Here is a 19,226-nt window from a genome sequence, read left to right as displayed (position 1 = left end):
TCGCCATTGCCCGGCTGCCGGTTCAGCCCAACCGCCGGTTCAGCCCAGGTCCCGGCGGCGCAGGCCGGTCAGGCCCGCGCCGCCGAGCGCCACGGTCACCAGCGTCAGCCACAGCAGCGGCTGCAACGTGACCGTGCCGCCGGGCAGCCGCGGCACATGGGTGAACGGCGTCAGGTCCAGGAGCCACTGACCGGCACTCAGCAGCGGTCCCAGGTAGGCGATGAACAGCAGCGCACCGAGCACACCCCAGGCGGCGGCGGTCCATCGCGGCAGCAGTCCGAACAGCGCCAGGGCCGCCCCGGCGAACACCCAGACCGCGGGCAGCTGCACCAGCGCCGCGCCCAGCAGCCGCCAGGTCCAGCCGCCCAGGTCCCCCAGTACCGCGCCGGTGCCCAGCCCCAGGCCGAGGCCCGCGGCCGCCAGCAGCACGGCCGAGCCGAGCAGCGGGTAGACCAGATGGCTCCAGGCCCAGCTGAGCCGGGACACGCCGGTGGCCAGTACCGGTTCGGCCCGGCCGCCGGTCTCCTCGCTACGCAGCCGGAGCACGGTCTGCACCGCGTAGACGGCGGCGACCATGGCGAAGGTGCTGGTCATGGTGGACAGATAGGAGTCGACCGCCCCCTGGGTGCCGCCCATCCGCTCCAGCACCCGCTGCACCGAGCCGCTGCCCTCCAGGAGTTGCCGGATGCCCTGGCTGATGCCGCCGAAGACCAGCCCGGCGGCGAGGAACGCCGCCGTCCAGCCGTACAGGCTGCCGCGCTGCAGCCGCAGACCGAGTGCGTAGGCGCTGCGCAGCGAGGGCGCGCCGACCGGCGGACCGGGGCGCTGCGGGAGCAGCCCGCTGCCCAGGTCGCGCCGCGACGCCAGCAGGTACGCGCCGGCGACCTGGACCAGGAACGCCGCCAGCATCAGCGCGGGCAGCCACCAGGCGGTGTCGGCGTAGGGCCGGACCCGCTCGGCCCAGCCCAGCGGGGAGAGCCACACCAGCCATTCGGGGCCGCTGCTCCCGGCGGCGTCACCGCAGGCACGGAGCAGGAAGGCCAAACCGAGCAGCGCCCCGTCGATGCCGTTGGCCGCCGGCGCGGTGGCGGTGACCTGGGCCGCCAGTGCGGCAGCGCCGGCGAAGACCAGGCCGGTCCCGGCGTAGGCGAGCCCGAAGGCGAAGGAGCCCGCGGCAGCCTCACCGAAGGCGATCATCAGCAGCGGCACGACCAGCGCCACGGTGAGGCAGGCGGTCAGCGCCGTGCCCAGGGCGGCGGCCAGCGGCGCCGCCCGGCCGACCGCCCCCGCGCCGACCAGCTCCATCCGTCCCGACTCCTCCTCGGCCCGGGTGTGACGGGTGACCAGCAGCACGCACAGCAGGCCGATCATCAGACCCCCGTAGGGCAGGATCCGCCAGGCCGTCAGCGCACCCACGCTGTGGGCGTCGTACACCGGCCCGTAGAGCGCGCGCAGCGACGGGTTGCCGTTGATGCTCTGCGCGAGCCGGTCCCGGGAGGCGTCGTCCGGGTAGAGGCGGCGGATCGAGATCAGGGTGCTGGCCGCCGAGCCGATCAACGCGTAGATCCAGACCGGCAGCATGATCCGGTCCCGGCGCAGGGCCAGCCGCAGCAGCTCGCCGAGGCCTGCGGTCATGACCGCACCTGCTCGTAGTGGCGCAGGAACAGCTCCTCCAGCGTGGGCGGACGGCTCGTCAGCGTGCGGATCCCGGCGGCGGACAGCACGCGGATCAGGCCGTCGAGCCGGTCGGTGTCCACCTGGCAGCGCAGCCGGACGGCAGTGCCGTCGCCGGTGCCGCCGTCGCTGGGTCCGAGGTCACCGGGTCCGCCGTCGCTGGGTCCGAGGTCCAGCCCGTGCAGACCGGGCAGTCGGTCCAATCCCTCCGGGGCGGTGGCCAGTTCGGCCTCCACGGAGGTCCGGGTGAGGTGCCGCAGCTCGGCGAGCGAACCGCTCTCCACCGTGCGCCCGGCCCGGATGATGCTCACCCGGTCGCACAACGCCTCGACCTCGGACAGGATGTGACTGGACAGCAGCACCGTGCGGCCCCGGTCCCGCTCCTCGGCCACGCAGCCCCGGAAGACCTCCTCCATCAGCGGGTCGAGACCGGAGGTGGGCTCGTCCAGGATCAGCAGCTCGGCGTCCGAGGCGAACGCGGCCACCAGGGCCACCTTCTGACGGTTGCCCTTGGAGTAGGCGTTGCCCTTCTTGGTCGGGTCGAGCTCGAAGCGGTCCAGCAGCGTGGCCCGCCGGCCAGCGTCCAGACCGCCGCGGAGCCGTCCCAGCAGATCGATCACCTCGCCGCCGGTGAGGTTGCGCCAGAGCGTCACATCGCCCGGTACGTAGGCGAGTCGGCGGTGCAGCGCGACCGAGTCGCGCCAGGGGTCCCGGTCCAGCATCCGCATGGTTCCGGAGTCGGCGCGGATCAGACCGAGCAGCGCCCGGATGGTGGTGGACTTGCCGGCTCCGTTGGGCCCGAGGAAGCCGTGCACCTCGCCGCGGGCGACCTCCAGCTCCAGGCCGTCCAGCGCGCGGGTCCGCCCGAAGGTCTTGACCAGCCCGGACACGGAGACCGCCGGGGAGATCGACGTTGTCATGGCTCGAAGCTACACCACTTTTACAATTCTGTGAATGTTATGAAACTGCTAATACCGGATACGGTAGGGCCATGGCGAGCGACGAGGCGGACGACCACACCACCATGCTGCGCGGATTCATCGAGCGGTTCGCGGGCGTGCTCAGCGACAGCGGCATCCCGCGGATGCCCTCACGGGTGTTCGCGGCCCTGCTGTCCAGCGACTCGGGCCGGCTGACCTCGCTGGAACTCGCCGAACTGCTGGAGATCAGCCCGGCCGCGGTCTCCGGGGCGGTCCGCTATCTGACCCAGGTCGGCCTGGCCACCCGCGAGCGCGACCCCGGTTCGCGCCGGGATCGCTACCGGGTGCTGGCCGACGGATGGCACGAGACCATGCTCCGCCGCGACCAGGTGCTCCTGCGCTGGGAGTCCAGCATGGGCGAAGGGGTCGCCCTGCTCGGCGCGGACAGTCCGGCCGGGGAACGCCTCAAGGAGTCGATGGTCTTCTTCGCGTTCCTGCGGCGCGAGCTGCCACAACTGCTGGAGCGGTGGCAGCAGGAGCGCACCGAACTGCTTCAGGGCCCCAGCAGCGGTTCACGTTTGTGAACCGCTAGCTTCCGTCGGGGTGCACACGACAGAACAGCCGCGCAGAGCCACGACACCTCTGGCAACCACCTTCCCTTCCCTATGTGAACCTTTTGACCTGCATATATCAATTCCGTCTACGGAAAGGATTGTTGGCGGGGCGGTGCGTCCGTACTATCCAGAACTGACGCACCATTGGACTAGACCTAGTTCATGTATATGAACAAGGTCCAGGCAGCGGAAGGAACCCCCACGTGAAAACCCGCTCCAAGATCCTCGCCACGGCGACCGCCATGGGCATAGCCGGCACCATCACCCTGCTGGGCACCAGCGCCAACGCCGCCTCCCCCACGGTCGCGCCCGGCGGCAACTTCAACCTGTCGGTGTGGGAGTTGCAGGAGCCGGTCGGCTCCCCCGGCTCGCCGACCACCATCCCGTCCTCGGAGCTGCAGGGGGCCAACGGCTACCAGGACTCCTACTTCTACACCGACACCCGCGACGGCGCGATGACCTTCTGGGCCCCGGAGAAGGGCGTCACCACCCCCAACTCCAACTACGCCCGCTCCGAGCTGCGCGAGATGAACTCCAACGGCACCGCCGCGGACTGGGCGCTCAGCGGCACCCACAAGCTGAGCGCCACCCTGCGCGTGGTCTCCGTGACGTCGAACGTCTGCGTCGGGCAGATCCACCTGGGCACCGGCGGCTCGTCCACCAAGCCGCTGGTGGAGCTCTACTACCACTCCAACGGCGACATCGTGGTCGGCACCGAGAACTCCCCCTCCGGCGGCCAGACCACGCACACCGTCGGCAATGTGTCGATCGGCAAGACCTGGAGCTACGTGCTCGGCGTCTCCGGCGGCAACACGATCAACCTGACGGTCAACGGCACCACCACGCACTACGCCATCCCGTCCTCCTTCGACGTCTACAAGCAGTACTTCAAGGCCGGCTCCTACAACCAGTCGTCCTCCAACAGCACCACCAACGGAGCCCGGGTCGCCTTCTACGGCCTGACCGTCTCCCACAGCAGCTGATTCCCCGTCGGCAACGCAGCACACCGCCGCCCGGTCCGACGCATCGACGTCGGGCCGGGCGGTTGCCGTCGGGCGCCGGCCGCCGGGGGCGGCGAGGCGGCGGCTGTGCACGGCGGTGTGCACGGACTGTGCACGACTGTGCCGAAAATGGTCACGCTCCGCTCTTGACCCCGGCCATTGCCAGCCCCAAGCTTCCGTTTGGATCTGTTGCACCTTGTTTGAAAAACAATCAAGGAAACACGCAGCCTTACGCGATCCTCTGGCGATGAAAGGACCGTCGTGCAACGACGCACCATGATCAAGGCGGTGGCGGCAGCCGCCGCCGCGACCACGCTCCCGCTGGCGTTCCCCGACGGCGCGCTCGCGGCCACCCGCGCCGCAGCCGCCGGAACAGGGGCGGCGGACGGCAGCGGGCTGCGCATTCGCGGAATGGACATCTCCTCGCTCGCCAAGAGCGAGGCGCTGGGCGGCGTCTACCGCTACCCCGACGGCCGCAGGGGCGACGCGATACGCATCCTGGCCGGGGCCGGCCTGACCCACGCCCGGTTGAAGGTCTGGGTCAACCCGGCGGACGGGTACAACACCAAGCGCCGAATCCTGCCGATCGCCCGGCGCCTGCACGCGGCCGGCGTGCGGCTGATGGTCGACTTCCACTACTCCGACACCTGGGCCGACCCCAGCAAGCAGTTCAAGCCCGCGGCCTGGGCCGACTACGACCTCGACGGCCTGAAGCAGGCGGTCCACGACCACACCGCCGACGTCCTGGGATCGCTGGCCGCACAGGGCACCCCGGCCGCCCTGGCCCAGATCGGCAACGAGCTGAACGGCGGGATGCTCTGGCCGGACGGCGACTGGAACCACTGGGAGCAGCTGGCGGCCCTGCTGAAGTCCGGCATCGCCGCGGCCCGCGCCGTCTCGCCGCGCACCCGGATCGTGCTGCACCTGGCCAACGGCGGCGACAACGGCCTGTACCGCTGGTGGTTCGACAACGCGGTGTCCTACGAGGTGCCCTTCGACGTCATCGGCGCCTCCTACTACCCCTACTGGCACGGCCCGTTGACCGGGCTGGCGGCCAACCTGGCCGACGTCTCCGCCCGTTACGACAAGGACGTCCTGGTCGCCGAGACCGGCTATCCGTTCCGCCTGGACAGCAAGGACGCACTCGCCAACATGATCGACTCCGCCGACGAGCTGGTCGAGGGCTTCCCGGCGACCCCGTCCGGCCAGGAGGCCTGGGTACGCACCCTGGCCGACACCGTCGCCGCCGTCCCCGGTGGGCGCGGCCTGGGCTACTTCTACTGGGAGGGCACCTGGACCGCGGTGCCCGGCAACGGCTGGGACGAGACCGACCCCACCTCGGGCAACGCCTGGGAGAACCAGGCGGCGTTCGACTTCGACAACCGCGCCCTGCCGATGCTGCGCGCCTTCCGCGGCGAGCGCGGGAACTGACGCCCCGACCGGGCGGTTGCCGGCGCACGGCCGGCAGCCGCCCGTCCCCGTGTCGGCAGCCGGGTCAGGCCGGCTCGGCCGACCGGGCCTTGAAACCGTGCAGGTAGAGGTCGCGGAGAACGCCCAACTCGGCACCGTGGTGCGCGACCTCGTCCAGGGCGTGCAGCGCGAGCAGCAGGTAGCTCTCGTGGCTGTAGGCACCGGCGCGCGGACCCATCGGCTGCAGCAGCCCCTGGTCCCCCAGCGCTTCCACCTGGCCGCGGAACCGGGCCCAGTCGCGGCTCATCAGCGCGACGCCCTCGGCCGCCGTCCCGGGCCACAGGTGACGGTCGTCACCCAGCGGTTCGTCACCGAAGAAGCGGCCGTAGCTGCGCAGGCAGTCCGCCCCGATGTGCCAGACCCGCCAGCCGATCGTGGTGAACGGCGCAGGACCGGCCTTGTCCCCGTCCCCGTCCTCGGCCCCGGGCCTCGGATCGGCGCGGAAACTCCCGTCCGCGGCCGGCCTGAGCGTCATGCAGGAGGCCACCGGCTCCCAGAGGTACTCGGCGTCGGTGAGACCCTCCAGCCGGGCGAGGGTCCGGTCGCGGACCTCGTCCAGGGTCTCCAGCAGATCGCGGGTGACCGGGCCGGGCGGGGTCGTGGACTGCTCCTGGTGCACCGACACGTGGGCCCTCCATCGATCATCGGGTTACGACGACAGATGATCATATGCCCGTCGCAGCCCGCCGCGTGGCCTCTTCACCCACGCCCGCCCGACACTCCCCGAGGGGACGCTGCGGCGTGTCGGCTGTCCCGGGGACGCCCGATCCGGGACAGTTCGACTCGACGGCGGGACGGCCTACGCGCAGGACGGGCAGAGCCCGCGGTAGGTGACCTCGACCTCGGACATGGTGAAGCCGAACCGCTCCTCCTCCGGGAGCGCGGCCAACGGGTCGCCGGTCGGATGGACATCGCGGATGGTGCCGCAACGGGAGCAGACCAGGTGCTGGTGCGGGTGGTGGGCGTTGGGGTCGTAGCGCTTGGCGCGGCCGTCGGTGGAGACCTCTATGACCTCGTCGAGGGTGACCAGCTCGCGCAGGGTGTTGTAGACAGTCGCCCGGGAGATCTCGGGCAGCCGCTGCACGGCCCTGGCGTGCACCTCGTCGGCCGTCAGATGAACGTGGTCGCCGTCGAGGACCTCGGCAACGACACGCCGCTGGGAGGTCATCCTCCAGCCGCGCCCTCGCAGTCGCTCCAGCAGGTCGCTCATATCGGTTTCACCTATTCGGGTTCGACGGGATGCCAGAAGTTTACCAAGGGATGTCCGGGTTCCGATCGGATGTGGGATTGGCGGGCTTCTTGACTTAGACTCTGTCCATCGTAGGATCGGATCCGGCGCTGGCCAAGGGACAAGAGGCCTCCGGTACGCCCCACCTGCAGCTGCTGAGCGCTGTGATCCGCAGACTCGTGAACCGTCCAGTCCGGAAGGAATCCCATGTCCGACAACCATGATGCAATCGTCGTAGACGCGAAGACGGAGGGCGGGGCGGGCGGCTGCCCGGTCGCCCACGGCCGCGCCGCGCACCCGACGCAGGGCGGCGGGAACCGTCAGTGGTGGCCGGACCGGCTCAACCTGAAGATCCTCGCCAAGAACCCCGCCGTGGCCAACCCGCTCGGTGAGGACTTCGACTACGCCGAGGCCTTCAACTCCCTCGACCTCGCCGCCGTGAAGCAGGACATCGCGGCGGTGCTGACGGACTCCCAGGACTGGTGGCCGGCCGACTTCGGCAACTACGGCCCGTTCATGATCCGGATGGCCTGGCACAGCGCGGGCACCTACCGCATCAGCGACGGCCGCGGCGGCGCCGGCGCCGGGCAGCAGCGCTTCGCCCCGCTCAACAGCTGGCCGGACAACGCCAGCCTGGACAAGGCCCGCCGCCTGCTGTGGCCGGTCAAGAAGAAGTACGGCCAGAACATCTCCTGGGCCGACCTGATGATCCTCACCGGCAACGTCGCCCTGGAGTCCATGGGCTTCCAGACCTTCGGCTTCGCCGGCGGCCGTCCCGACGTCTGGGAGCCGGACGAGGACGTCTACTGGGGCCCGGAGACCACCTGGCTCGACGACGAGCGCTACACCGGCGACCGCGAGCTGGAGAACCCGCTGGGCGCGGTCCAGATGGGCCTGATCTACGTCAACCCCGAGGGCCCCAACGGCAACCCGGACCCGCTGGCCGCGGCCCGCGACATCCGTGAGACCTTCCGCCGGATGGCGATGAACGACGAGGAGACCGTCGCCCTGATCGCGGGCGGCCACACCTTCGGCAAGACCCACGGCGCCGGCCCGGCGGACAGCGTCGGCGACGACCCCGAGGCCGCCCCGCTGGAGCAGCAGGGCCTGGGCTGGAAGAGCAGCTACGGCACCGGCGTCGGCGCCGACGCGATCACCAGCGGCCTTGAGGGCATCTGGACCAACACCCCGGTCACCTGGGACAACAGCTTCTTCGAGATCCTGTTCGGCTACGAGTGGGAGCTCTTCAAGAGCCCCGCGGGCGCCAACCAGTGGCGGCCGAAGGACAACGCCGGCGCGGGCACCGTCCCGGACGCCTTCGACGCGGCCAAGACCCACGCCCCGACGATGCTGACCACCGACCTGTCGCTGCGCGTCGACCCGGCCTACGAGCAGATCTCGCGCCGCTTCCTGGCCGACCCGGCCGCCTTCGCGGACGCCTTCGCCCGCGCCTGGTACAAGCTGACCCACCGCGACATGGGCCCGATCGTGCGCTACCTCGGCCCGGAGGTCCCGTCCGAGGTGCTGCTGTGGCAGGACCCGCTGCCCGCGGTGACCCACGAGCTCGTCGACGCCGAGGACATCGCCGCCCTCAAGGGCCAGATCCTCGCCTCCGGCCTGTCCGTGTCGGACCTGGTCTCCGCCGCCTGGGCCTCGGCCTCCTCCTTCCGCGGCAGCGACAAGCGCGGCGGCGCCAACGGCGCGCGCATCCGCCTGGAGCCGCAGCGCAGCTGGGAGGTCAACGGCCCGGACCAGCTGGCGACCGTGCTGCGCACGCTGGAGGGGATCCAGCAGTCCTTCAACGCCGCCGCGACCGGTGGCAAGCAGGTCTCGCTGGCCGACCTGATCGTGCTGGCCGGCGGCGCCGCCGTCGAGCAGGCCGCCAAGACCGCCGGCTTCGACGTCCAGGTCCCGTTCAACGCGGGCCGCGCCGACGCCTCCCAGGACCAGACCGACGTGGAGTCGTTCGCCGCCCTGGAGCCGACCGCCGACGGGTTCCGCAACTACCTCGGCAAGGGCAACCGGCTGCCGGCCGAGTACCTGCTGATCGACCGCGCCAACCTGCTGACCCTGAGCGCCCCGGAGCTGACCGTCCTGGTCGGCGGCCTGCGCGTGCTCGGCGCCAACCACCAGGGCTCCTCGCTCGGCGTCCTCACCAGCACCCCCGGGTCGCTGACCAACGACTTCTTCGTCAACCTGCTCGACCTGGGCACGACCTGGAAGTCCACCTCCGAGGACGCCACCACCTTCGAGGCCCGCGACTCCGCCACCGGCGAGGTCAAGTGGACCGGCAGCCGCGCCGACCTGGTCTTCGGCTCCAACTCCGAGCTGCGCGCCCTCGCCGAGGTCTACGCGAGCGACGACGCCAAGGCGAAGTTCGTCAACGACTTCGTCGCCGCCTGGGCCAAGGTCATGGACCTGGACCGCTTCGACCTGTCCTGACCCCCGGCTGACCCAGCGTCAGCAGAGCACCACCAAAGCCTGACCCCCGATGTCCGGACCGGCCCCCACGGGCCGGCCCGGACATCGCTCTTCTACGGCGCCGGAACCGCGCTGCGACTCACCGGCGCGCGCCGACCAGCACCGCCTGGTGGGGCAGTACGAGGCGGCCGTCGGGTCCGGCGAACTCCGTGCAGAGCACGTCGAACTGACGCTTGATCTCCGCGCGGACCTCCTCGGGCTGGCCCGTCACGATCTGGCCGAGGAAGGCGACACCGGACGCCGGGCCGCTCCACCACACCTCGGGTTCGACTCGGTGGTCCCAGCGCAGGGTCTCGCCCTGCGCCTGCGAGAACCCGGCGGCGTGGACCAGGTCGACCAGCCCCTGCGGGCTGCGCGGGAAGTCGTCCTCGGGAGCGAGCACGGGCAGGTGGGCAGGCCGCTGCACACCGGCCGCCTCCACCGCCCGACCCAGCAGGGTCTGCCCGGGTGCCCCGGGGTTCGTCCAGATCGTCAGCGCCAGCCGTCCGCCCGGCCGGACCACCCGCCGCAGCTCGGCCAGGGTCTCGCCGGGGTGGCCCACATGGTTGAGCACGAAGTTCCCGACCACCGCGTCGAACGTGCCGTCCTCGAAGGGCAGCACCGGCAGCACCGCGAGCCGGACCTCCGCGGCAGGGGCCGCCTTGGCCGCCAGCTCCACCATGCTGGGCTCCGCGTCGACCGCCGTCACCGTCGCCCCGCGGTCGCAGGCCGCCGCGGCGACCGTGCCGGTGCCGGTCCCGACATCCAGCACCCCGACGCCTTCCCGAACCCCGGCAGCGTCCAGCAGGCGCGGCACCGGATGGGCGCACAGCTGGGCGAAACTCCCGGCGAACGCCTCCGCCCGGCCCGCCCAGATCAGCCTCTCGAACGCGTCGAAGGACGTCACCGACACACCATCACCCCTCCCGGTCCAGCCGCGAAGACCGCCTCCACGACCGGTCCGAGGACCCTAGCGCACCCGTGACTACCACCCCCGGCGCGTGTACGTCCGCAGGCCGGTGCGCCAGGCCCAGCCGCCGAGGGCCAACCAGACGGTCGCGACCAGTGGCGCCGCCAGGGTCAAGGCCGGTCCGTAGGGGACCGAGGCGGCCTTTCCCAGCACCGCGGCGACCGGGTAGAAGGCCACGAAGGCCACCGGCAGCCCGAAGGTGAACGCGGCCCGCAGCACCGCGGGGAACACGTTCAGCGGGTAGTTGCCGAAGGCCCCGATCACCGTGTCCAGCCAGGAGAACAGCGCCTCGGTGCCGGCCCGGCGCAGCACCAGGCCCGCCACGCAGAGCGCGAGCGCCAGCTCCAAGGCCGCGCCGCCGGCCACCGCCAGGACCAGGGATCCGATCCGGGCGAGGGTCCAGTCCAGCCGCAGCATGGACAGGCAGACCCCGAGCGAGGTCGCCGCCACCGTCAGGTCCCCCACCGCGTTCAGCGGGAACCGGCTGGTGCACACCTGGAGGAACACCGGCGCCGGCCGTACCAGGAAGCTGTCGAACCGCCCCTGCCGGATCAGGTACGGGATCTCCCTGACATTGGTGAACCCCAGCACGAACACGGAGTGCGCGAGCAGCCGCACGCTGCTCACCAGCAGCACCTGCGCGACCGTCCAGCCCGCCAGCGGCGGGAACCGGGTGAACACCACCGTCGCGAACAGCAGCACGGTGATCTGGTAGGTGACCCCGTTGACGATCGCCAGCACGAAGTCCCCCTTGTTGGCGAGGCGTTCGCGCAGTCCCGCCCGACCGGTCACCCGGGCGATCCGGGCCGCGCGGCGCAGCCGTGCAGCGGTCTCCTTCATCCGCCCAGCACCACCAGACGGCGTCCGGCGCGGCGCCAGCCGACCGCCGCGACCACCGCCAGCACGGCGCACCAGCCGGCCTGCCAGGCCAGCGCCGACACCGCGTCAGCCAGCGGGATCCGTCCGGCGTACAGCGAGATCGGCGTCGACACCCCGGCCGCGAACGGCAACCGCGTGGTCAGCCCGGCCAGCCACCCCGGCAGGAACCACAGCGGCACCAGCGCCCCGGAGAGCAGTGCCTGCACGAACTCGTAGAACCGGGTGACCCCGTCGGTGGAGACGGTCCAGAAGGCGATCACGTCGATCAGCACGGTCAGGTAGTAGAGCACCACCAGCCCGAGCGTGAAGCTGACCGCCGACACCGCGGCCACCGCGACCGAGGCGGGCGGCTGGACCAGCCCCAGGCCCAGCCCGAGCGCGAGCCCGCCGAACACCCAGGCCGACGAGTACAGCGCCTCGCCCACGCCGTACCAGGCGCGGTACCGGCGTGCGCTCACCGGGCGGAGGAACCAGTAGGCGATCGAGCCGTCCAGGATCCGGGTCTTGACGGACTCTCCGGTGGCACCGCGCATCGCGCGGGCGGTGGTGGCGAGGGTGGCCAGCGTGGAGTACGTGACCGCCTGCCGGACGTCGAGTCCGGCCACGGTGGCGGTGTGCGCGTACAACGCCCGCCACAGCTGGGAGTAGAGCAGGACCTGGGTGGCCACGACGAAACCGGTGGTCGCCATCCGCGCGCCGCGCATGCGTTCGGCCAGCGGTGCGATCCGGGCCAGCCGGTAGGCGCGGGCGGTCACGGCGGGGTGGGTGCGGACGGACGCGCGGCGGGACTCGCGGCCGGACTCGCGGCCGGTCGCTGCGCGTTCAGCGCGCTGTGGTCGCCCGCGTAGATCGAGCGCAGTACGTCCTCCAGCCGGACGCCCTCGAAGTCGATCGCCCTGACCTCGTCGGCGGCGAGCACTCGGGCCGCGAATCGCGCCTGGCTCACTCCCGGCTCCAGCGCGTAGGTGGCCCGAGCACCGTCCAGTTCCAGCAGTCGGACGCCCGGCATCCGGACCTCCGGGGCGGCACGGCCGCCGGCCAGTTCGACCACCACGGTGCGCCGGCCACCGCCGATCCCGGTCAGGTCCGCGAGGGTGCCATCGAAGAGGGTCCTGCCGCGGTCGATCAGGACGATCCGGGGACAGAGGGCCTCGACGTCGGCCACGTCGTGGGTGGTCAGCACGATCGCGTGGTCCCCGGTCCCGGCGAGGTCCGCGAGCATCGCCCGGACCTGGTCCTTCACCAGGATGTCCAGGCCGATCGTCGGCTCGTCCAGGAACAGCAGCACCGGCCGGTGCAGCACCGCCGCGGCCAGGTCGCAGCGCACCCGCTGGCCCAGCGAGAGGTGGCGCGCCTGGGTGTCCCAGAAGGCGGACAGGCCCAGGAAGTCGTCGAGTTCGCGCATCCGCCGGGTGTAGGTCGCCGCCGGCAGGCCGTACATGTCGCGCAGGATCTCGAACGAGTCGCGGGCCCGCAGGTCCCACCACAGCTGGGTGCGCTGGCCGAAGGTCACCCCGATGTTGCGGGCGTTCCGCACCTGGTCCCGGTTCGGGTCGAGGCCCAGCACCCGCACCTCCCCCGCGTCCGGCACCATCAGCCCCGTCATCACCCGGATCAGCGTCGACTTCCCGGCGCCGTTCTGGCCGAGCAGCCCGACGAACTCGCCGGTCCCGATCTCCAGGTCCACCCGGTCCAGGGCCACCGTCTCCCGTGGCCCCTCCTTGCGCCTGCGGAACAGCGGCCCGCGCGAGCGGAAGCGCTTGCTCACCCCGCGCACCTCAATCGCCGGCATGCCGGGACCTTCCCGCACCGCCGGACCGCACGGTCACGACCGGCTCCCGCCGTAGCGCGCTCCCAGGCACAGCGCCGTGATCAGCGGCTCCACCATCAGCTCACCAGCCCGCTCGAACTGGCCGACCGGCAGAAACCGCCGCACCCCGCCGGGGAACATCGTCGCCAGGGCCCGGGCCGCGACCGGCCGGCGGGCCGCGGCCGGGATGCGGTCGGCGGACAGCCCGAGGTCCGCCGCGACCATGCCCAGCGCGCATGCGGTGAGCCACCACTGCGTGATCAGCAGCTCGCTGACGATCTCGCGCACCGCATCCGGCACGGCAGCCGCGCAGGTCGCCCGCAGTTCGGCTGCGGTGAGCCCGCGTTCGGCCAGGATCGGCGCGGTCCACTCCTTGCGGTACCGGTCGCCGTCGCGCACCCGGATGCAGGAGAGCCCCTCCCACCAGGAGAACTGCGGCACCATCGGCAGCGCCTCGACCGCGGGTCCGGTCCAGTCGGCGGGCGGGTCGCCGTCGGCCGGCAGGCAGACGCAGCGGCGCGCTCCCATGTGGTCGTTGCCGGTCAGGCTGGGCGCTTCGAGGTGGTCGGCCAGGTTCGGCACCGAGACGTAGCAGCCGACGCCGAGTTCGCGCAGGTAGTCGTCGAGGGCCACGTCGTCGGGGGTGGTCCGGTCCGCCTTCAGCCGGGCGTACTCGTCGAAGCCGCGGGCGGCGGAGGCCGGCAGCATCAGCGCGGGCGCGGGGACGTACTCGTCCACGGCACGTGCCCAGGAGGCACCGGTGAGCGCCGCGATCCGGACCATGTGCGCGGTGCGGGACCCCCACTCGGTGAAGAACGCCAGCCCGTCATCGGGCCTCGCCCGCGCCGCATCCGCGATCCGGGCGGCGAATCCGGTGCAGGGGACCACGTCGTCCTGCAGCACGAGGTGGTGGGTGGCGTCCGGTGCGACCGCGCTCCAGGCCCGGCGGGCCGTGCGCAGCGCGCTCGGCGGTCCGTCCGGCTCCGGGTCGAACACCACCTCGGGTGCCAGTGCGGCGAGATCTGCCTGGAGCCGACGGGCAGCCGGCCCGCGGCTCGGATGTGCCATCACGGCGACCGATAAGCGAATCTGCGGCACGGATTTCGCCTTCCCTGGAATTGCATTCTCAGTCGACGCAAGCGAACCGCAGGCTCCACACCGTGTCAATATAGCCGCCGCCCGATGCATCGACCCCGGCCGAACATAGCCGGACAAGGCAGAACAACAGAACATAAATGACAGTTCGAACCAAGTCTTGTGCCGGCACCGGGACTCCGATCTACTGATGAAGTATCAGGATTACCGCACGGAAGGCTCAGGCATATGCCCAACATAGCTGTGGCGGGTATCGGAAACTGCAGTTCCGCCCTGGTCCAGGCACTGTACGGGGTCAGCAGCGGCACGATCGTGCACACCGACCTCGTTCCCGGCCTCGATTCCGTACCGGTGCGCGACCTCCGGATAACCGCCGCGTTCGATGTCGATGCCAGAAAGGTAGGAATACCACTGGAAAAGGCGGTCTTCGTCGAACCGAACTGCACCACGCACTATGTCGACATCCCCGACCAGCTGCCCGTGGTCACCGTCGGTCCGCTCGCGGACGGCGTCCGGGGCCCGCTCTCCGGCGTCGTCCAGGTCCACGACCTCGCCCATCGGGCGACGGCGGCGGACGTCGCGGCCGAACTCAGGAACTCCGCCGTCGACGTGCTCGTGGTCTTCCTGCCCACCGGCGCCCAGGAGGCAGCGGAACTGTACGCCGAGGCCGCACTCGCGGCGGGCTGTTCGCTGGTCAATTGCACACCCGCACTGCTGGGACGGTCGCCGAAATGGCGGGAGCGATTCCAGAACCGGGGGACCACGCTGCTGGGCGACGACATGAAGAGCCATATCGGGTCCACCACCGTGCACCAGGCGCTGCTCAGCGCCTTGAAAACGCAGGGCGTCACGGTGAACTCCACCTACCAGCTGAACATTGGCGGCAACACCGATTTCCTCAACCTCCGGGACACCGGTCGCTCGGCAGCCAAGCGGGTGACGAAAGCAACCGCGCTGCGCGAACTCGTCTCGCCGGAAACAGCCATGGATCTCGGTCCCAGCGACCACATCGCGCAGCTCAAGGACAGAAAGGTCGGCTACATCAGGATCGAAGGGAACGGTTACCTGGGGATGCCATTCTCGATGGAGGTGCGGCTGGAAGTCGAGGACAGTCCGAACTCGGCGGCCATCGCCATCGACGCGGTCCGGACGGCCGCGATCCTGCAGTCCGGCGTCACGCTCGACCTGCCGGCCGTGCTCCCGTCCCTGTTCAAGGCCCCCGGACTGCCCGACCGCTGACCGCTGATCCCTGATCGCCGATCCCTGGTCGCCGGACCCGATCAACCGTGTGGCGAGGTCCGGCTCGGAGTTGGCAGGATGTCAGCCAATGACCCCACCTCCTCCTCCCCTTCCGGCTCTCCCCGAGGCCCTTCCGGCCGACTCCGTCGCCACCTCCCGCGACGCCCTGAACGGCCTGGCCGTCGGTGACGCCTTCGGCGCCCAGTTCTTCGTCCCCGAGAACCTGCCGGCCCTGCGCGAGCACCGGCTGCCGCCCGGCGAGTGGCCCTGGACCGACGACACCGAGATGGCCTGCTCCGTCCACCGCGCCGTCCTGGAGCACCGCACGGTCGACCAGGACGGCCTGGCCCGCTCGTTCGCCGAGCACCATGACTTCGACCGGGGTTACGGCGCGGCGATGAACCGCACGCTGCGGCTGATCCGGCAGGAGGGCGGCGACTGGCGCACCCTGGCCGCCGGGCTGTTCGACGGCCAGGGCTCCTGGGGCAACGGCGCCGCGATGCGGGTGGCCCCGCTCGGTGCCCGCTACCCGGACGAGCCGGCCCGGGCGGCCCGGCAGGCCGCGCTGTCGGCGGAGGTGACCCATACCCACCCCGAGGCCGTCGCCGGCGCGGTCGCGGTGGCCGTCGCGGCCGCCCGGGCCGCCCATGCCCGGACCGAGCCGCTCACCGGCATGCAGCTGCTGGACACCGTCCTGCAGCACACGCCGCCCAGCCGGGTCCGCGAGGCCGCCATCGAGGCCCGCGCCCTGCTGGACCAGCCCCACGCCGAGCTCGCCGCCCACCGGCTGGGCAATGGGCGGCAGGTCAGCGCCCTGGACACGGTCCCGTTCACGCTGTGGTGCGCGGCCCGGAACCTGACCGACTATCAGGCCGCGCTGTGGGCCTGCGCATCGGTCGGCGGGGACGTCGACACCACCTGCGCGATCGTCGGCGGCATCGTCGCGGCCCGGGTCGGCACCGAGGGCATCCCGCCGGAATGGCGCGACCAGGTCGAGACGCTGCCGGCCTGGTACTTCGGCCACCCGGGCAGCTGGGACACCGTGCACACCACCGCCATCGCCGACCGGCACGCCTGCCCCTGCTGCGGGCACCTGGTGCACGACGAACCCAGCGGCTCCTACGAGATCTGCCCGCTGTGCTTCTGGGAGGACGACCCGACCCAACTGCGCCACCCCGCCACCGCCCTGGGTGCCAACCGCCTGCCGCTGGTCGAGGCCCGGCGCAATGTGCAGCGGTTCGGCGCCTGCGACCGGCGCAGCCTGCGCTTCACCCGCCGCCCCCTGGCGGACGAACCGCTGGACCCGCGCTGGCATCCGATCAGCTGATCGCGGCATCTCTGCTGCACAGATCAGGACAGACAGGGTTAAAACCATATAAAGAGAGCAATAATTATTTCCTCTTCAAGTTTTTTGGGAGGAAGTGAGTCGCATGTCTGACCTTGGGCATCGCGCCCCCGACATCACCGGCCATCCGGACGCCGCGGAGATGCGGGAGCGGTACGCGCAGGTGTTGGAGGGCACCAGGGCCGTCGCCGTCGACGGACTGATGCTGCTGACGGGGTTGTACGCCGCCATATCGCCGTGGGTGGTGCACTTCCACGGCAGCAACGCCGAACTGTCGGCGAACAACCTGATCATCGGCATCGCCCTGGCCGTGTTCGGACTGGGGCTCGCCACGATGGGTGAGCGGATCTTCCGGCTCGGCTGGACCTGCACGGCGCTCGGCGTGTGGATGATCATCTCGCCCTGGGTGGTCACCGTCGACCACAGCCCGACCCGGGGCATGATCTGGAACAACGTGCTGATCGGCGCGATCGCCTGCGCCCTGGGACTCGCCGTCTCCGGGATGATGATGCTCGGCGCCCGACGCGGCACCGGGAAGTAACACCCCGGCCCCTACCGCCACGACCTGCGACCCCCGCCCAGAGGCGCCGGCCGCAGGCCGCTCGTCGAGGGCAACCGGGAACGGGCCGCCGCCCGGCTGGCCGCGCTGGTCCACCCCTTCCTGCTGCGCCGACGCAAGTCCGTCTTGGAACGCGACCTCCAGGCCCTGCTCGCCGGCGGTTCGGACACACTTACACCGACGAGCCGGTCCCGGCGGTTTAGCAGGGCGCGTGGGACAGGGTGGCTACGGCGTGACGGTGACGGGTCCGTTGTCCGAGACGTTGGTGAGATTCATCTGGTTGAGGGTGGTTGCCGCAGTGGGGCTGCCGGGCATCACGATGTTGCTCAGGGTGACCCCGGTGATGGGGGCGCCGGGCTGGCCGTTGATCCGGGCGGCGGTGGTACCGGCGTTGCGGACCTTCACGTTGGAGACGGTGACCCCCGTGACGGGTCCGACACCGCTGGTGCCGGTCATCATGGCCAGCCAGGTGCGGTTGCCGTCATTGGTGTAGCTGAGCCGCTCGATGTCGATGTCGTCGAACCGGATGTCGGTCGCGCTCGCGGTTCCGTACTTGTGGTGGACGCCGATGCCGACCGCGGCGTCGTAGACGACGACGTGCTCGAAGGTGACGTGGTCCTGCGGCTGGTCGACGCCCTGGCCCACCTTCACGCCGTAGCAGTAGGTCCAGGAGACCAGGTCGTCGAAGGTGACGTTCCCGAGCGGGCGAGCATCGCCGGGGACGGTGTCGTCGATGTCGGTGGCGTCGTCCCAGGTCTTGGTGCTGAACGGGTCGTCGAGGCCGATGCCGATCGCGTGGGTGACGGTGACGTCCGTGGACTCGGTGACGTCGATGCCGTCGTTCTCACCCATGTCGAACCTGTTGAAGATCTTGATGTTACGGAACGTCATCTCCGAGGAGCGCAACGGGAAGACCGCCCAACTGCTGGACTCGCGGAAGGTGATGCCGTCGACCGAGAACCCGCTGGTGTAGACCGGGACCAGGAGGTTGACGCCGAGGTTCCCGGGCGCGAGCGCGGCCTGGCCGTTCCCGTCGATGATCCCCCGGCCGTAGACGGAGATGTTCGTCGACGAGTACCGGGTGGAGATGAACCAGGTGAGGTCCCGGGACTGTGAGTCCTTGTGTCCGTTCACCACGTAGTGGTCGCGTTCCCCGGTGTAGCGGAGCACCGCGCCCGGTGCCAGGTAGAACGCGAGGTTGCTGCGCAGGTAGAGATTGCCGAGGGTGTAGACGCCGGCCGGCACGTACACCGTGCCCTGCCTGCCGTTGGCGCTTCCCCATGCGGCGGCGTCGTTCAGGGCGGCCTGGAAGCCGGTGGTGGTGTAGGCACCGGTGTTCGGCAGGGCCGAGTAGGGCGCGCTCTGGACGTTGAAGATCCCGGTTCCGGAGGACGCCGGACGGTTGGTCTCGGCCGGGTCCGCCGCGATGACCAGGTTGGGACGGCCGTCGACCTTGACGATCAGATACCCGTTGTTCTGCACCGTGAAGGTCAGGGTCGGGCCGCTGACCGACCCGGCGATGTTCAGCTTCTCCGGGCTGATGCTGTACGAGCCGATGTTCGTCTTGTTGACCTTGGTGACCGCCATGGTGGCGGTGCCCGTACCCAGGGCGAACTGCGCGATGTCATAGCCGGTGTACTTGGTGACGGGTACGGATGTCCCGTTCACGGTGAGCGTGTAGTCCGTCGAGGCCGGGTAGATCGACGCGACCGGATACACATCCACAGGTGCCGACACCGCCTGGGCGGGATGCGTCGCCCCCAGGAGCGCGGCGACGGTCAGCAGCAGGCCGGTCAGCCCGAGCGCGAGAAGGCGCGGCATCCGTCGAACGGTTCCATGACGGGGTCTCAGACAGGCAGCTCGGGACATGAGGCATCGCCTTCCATGGGGCTGCGGCCGGGAGTCCGTGACACGCGGGTGCGTCGCACCTTCGGTGATACGCGTCCCAGGGTTGGCCTGCAC

At 70.9% G+C, this 19,226-nt stretch carries 17 protein-coding genes and 1 pseudogene; 8 read left to right on the top strand and 10 right to left on the bottom strand.

All coding sequences use genetic code 11. The features are described from left to right. Positions 1 to 39: 39 nt before the first annotated feature. Both IF29_RS0125535 and IF29_RS0125530 read right to left on the bottom strand, forming a co-directional pair. Complete coding sequence (locus IF29_RS0125535; protein WP_030259354.1) at positions 40 to 1,635, bottom strand: ABC transporter permease; 1,596 nt, start codon at positions 1,633 to 1,635, stop codon at positions 40 to 42. After that, the gene (locus IF29_RS0125530; protein WP_198037555.1) at positions 1,632 to 2,594 is read right to left on the bottom strand and encodes an ABC transporter ATP-binding protein; all 963 of its coding nucleotides are present in this window, start codon (positions 2,592 to 2,594) and stop codon (positions 1,632 to 1,634) included. Before IF29_RS0125530 ends, IF29_RS0125535 begins: the two co-directional genes overlap by 4 nt. 71 nt (positions 2,595 to 2,665) lie before the next feature. On the opposite strand from IF29_RS0125530, the gene IF29_RS0125525 reads away from it, so the two are divergent. The 3 genes from IF29_RS0125525 to IF29_RS0125515 all read left to right on the top strand — a co-directional run bounded on the left by IF29_RS0125525 (position 2,666) and on the right by IF29_RS0125515 (position 5,640). Beyond that, positions 2,666 to 3,178: a GbsR/MarR family transcriptional regulator gene (locus IF29_RS0125525; protein ID WP_051725985.1), complete on the top strand. Its 513-nt coding sequence runs from the start codon at positions 2,666 to 2,668 to the stop codon at positions 3,176 to 3,178. Between the two features lie 272 nt (positions 3,179 to 3,450). Continuing rightward, positions 3,451 to 4,191, top strand: coding sequence for a polysaccharide lyase family 7 protein (locus IF29_RS0125520; RefSeq protein ID WP_051726012.1), 741 nt, complete (start codon positions 3,451 to 3,453; stop codon positions 4,189 to 4,191). A gap of 279 nt (positions 4,192 to 4,470) precedes the next feature. Continuing rightward, the gene (locus IF29_RS0125515; RefSeq protein ID WP_037596618.1) at positions 4,471 to 5,640 is read left to right on the top strand and encodes a glycoside hydrolase family 53 protein; all 1,170 of its coding nucleotides are present in this window, start codon (positions 4,471 to 4,473) and stop codon (positions 5,638 to 5,640) included. Positions 5,641 to 5,704: 64 nt separating this feature from the next. Here IF29_RS0125515 and IF29_RS0125510 read toward each other — a convergent pair whose 3' ends face one another. Both IF29_RS0125510 and IF29_RS0125505 read right to left on the bottom strand, forming a co-directional pair. Then, positions 5,705 to 6,304, bottom strand: coding sequence for a DinB family protein (locus IF29_RS0125510; RefSeq protein ID WP_232242429.1), 600 nt, complete (start codon positions 6,302 to 6,304; stop codon positions 5,705 to 5,707). 174 nt (positions 6,305 to 6,478) lie between these two features. Further along, entirely contained in the window at positions 6,479 to 6,889 is a 411-nt protein-coding gene (locus tag IF29_RS0125505) for a Fur family transcriptional regulator (protein ID WP_030259339.1), read from the bottom strand. 225 nt (positions 6,890 to 7,114) lie between these two features. On the opposite strand from IF29_RS0125505, the gene katG reads away from it, so the two are divergent. Beyond that, positions 7,115 to 9,349 (top strand): catalase/peroxidase HPI, encoded by a 2,235-nt coding sequence (gene katG, locus IF29_RS0125500; RefSeq protein ID WP_030259336.1) that lies wholly within the window; start codon positions 7,115 to 7,117, stop codon positions 9,347 to 9,349. Positions 9,350 to 9,467: 118 nt separating this feature from the next. Here the strand turns inward: katG and IF29_RS0125495 are convergent, their stop codons facing one another. The 5 genes from IF29_RS0125495 to IF29_RS0125475 all read right to left on the bottom strand — a co-directional run bounded on the left by IF29_RS0125495 (position 9,468) and on the right by IF29_RS0125475 (position 14,094). After that, positions 9,468 to 10,274 carry a class I SAM-dependent methyltransferase gene (locus tag IF29_RS0125495; RefSeq protein WP_030259333.1) on the bottom strand — a complete coding sequence of 269 codons (807 nt, stop codon included), beginning with the start codon at positions 10,272 to 10,274 and terminating at the stop codon, positions 9,468 to 9,470. Between the two features lie 78 nt (positions 10,275 to 10,352). Then, positions 10,353 to 11,177 (bottom strand): ABC transporter permease, encoded by an 825-nt coding sequence (locus IF29_RS0125490; protein ID WP_051725984.1) that lies wholly within the window; start codon positions 11,175 to 11,177, stop codon positions 10,353 to 10,355. After that, a complete protein-coding gene (locus tag IF29_RS0125485; protein ID WP_030259328.1) occupies positions 11,174 to 11,971 on the bottom strand; it encodes an ABC transporter permease in 798 nt (265 codons plus the stop codon). Before IF29_RS0125485 ends, IF29_RS0125490 begins: the two co-directional genes overlap by 4 nt. Then, positions 11,968 to 13,008, bottom strand: a complete 1,041-nt coding sequence (locus IF29_RS0125480) for an ABC transporter ATP-binding protein (protein ID WP_051725983.1) — start codon at positions 13,006 to 13,008, stop codon at positions 11,968 to 11,970. The genes IF29_RS0125485 and IF29_RS0125480 overlap by 4 nt, the downstream gene beginning before the upstream one ends. Positions 13,009 to 13,041: 33 nt before the next feature. Then, positions 13,042 to 14,094 (bottom strand): hypothetical protein, encoded by a 1,053-nt coding sequence (locus IF29_RS0125475; protein ID WP_157623925.1) that lies wholly within the window; start codon positions 14,092 to 14,094, stop codon positions 13,042 to 13,044. Between the two features lie 255 nt (positions 14,095 to 14,349). Between IF29_RS0125475 and IF29_RS0125470 the strand changes: the two genes are divergently transcribed. The 4 genes and pseudogenes from IF29_RS0125470 (at position 14,350) to IF29_RS0125460 (ending at position 17,246) form a co-directional block, all read left to right on the top strand. Beyond that, positions 14,350 to 15,360, top strand: coding sequence for a hypothetical protein (locus IF29_RS0125470; RefSeq protein ID WP_084714929.1), 1,011 nt, complete (start codon positions 14,350 to 14,352; stop codon positions 15,358 to 15,360). An 88-nt stretch (positions 15,361 to 15,448) separates the two neighbouring features. After that, positions 15,449 to 16,372 (top strand): annotated as a pseudogene (locus IF29_RS0125465) (ADP-ribosylglycohydrolase family protein); the annotation flags it as partial. A gap of 30 nt (positions 16,373 to 16,402) precedes the next feature. Continuing rightward, the gene (locus IF29_RS47895; RefSeq protein ID WP_232242435.1) at positions 16,403 to 16,687 is read left to right on the top strand and encodes a CPCC family cysteine-rich protein; all 285 of its coding nucleotides are present in this window, start codon (positions 16,403 to 16,405) and stop codon (positions 16,685 to 16,687) included. A gap of 103 nt (positions 16,688 to 16,790) precedes the next feature. Continuing rightward, positions 16,791 to 17,246 carry an SPW repeat protein gene (locus IF29_RS0125460; protein ID WP_030259313.1) on the top strand — a complete coding sequence of 152 codons (456 nt, stop codon included), beginning with the start codon at positions 16,791 to 16,793 and terminating at the stop codon, positions 17,244 to 17,246. A gap of 243 nt (positions 17,247 to 17,489) precedes the next feature. Here IF29_RS0125460 and IF29_RS0125455 read toward each other — a convergent pair whose 3' ends face one another. Next, a complete protein-coding gene (locus tag IF29_RS0125455; protein WP_232242428.1) occupies positions 17,490 to 19,085 on the bottom strand; it encodes a glycosyl hydrolase family 28 protein in 1,596 nt (531 codons plus the stop codon). Positions 19,086 to 19,226: the final 141 nt, after the last annotated feature.

Source organism: Streptacidiphilus jeojiense (assembly GCF_000719095.1).
GTDB classification, from domain to species: Bacteria; Actinomycetota; Actinomycetes; order Streptomycetales; family Streptomycetaceae; genus Streptacidiphilus; species Streptacidiphilus jeojiensis.
This window is presented reverse-complemented; position numbering and strand designations above follow the sequence as displayed.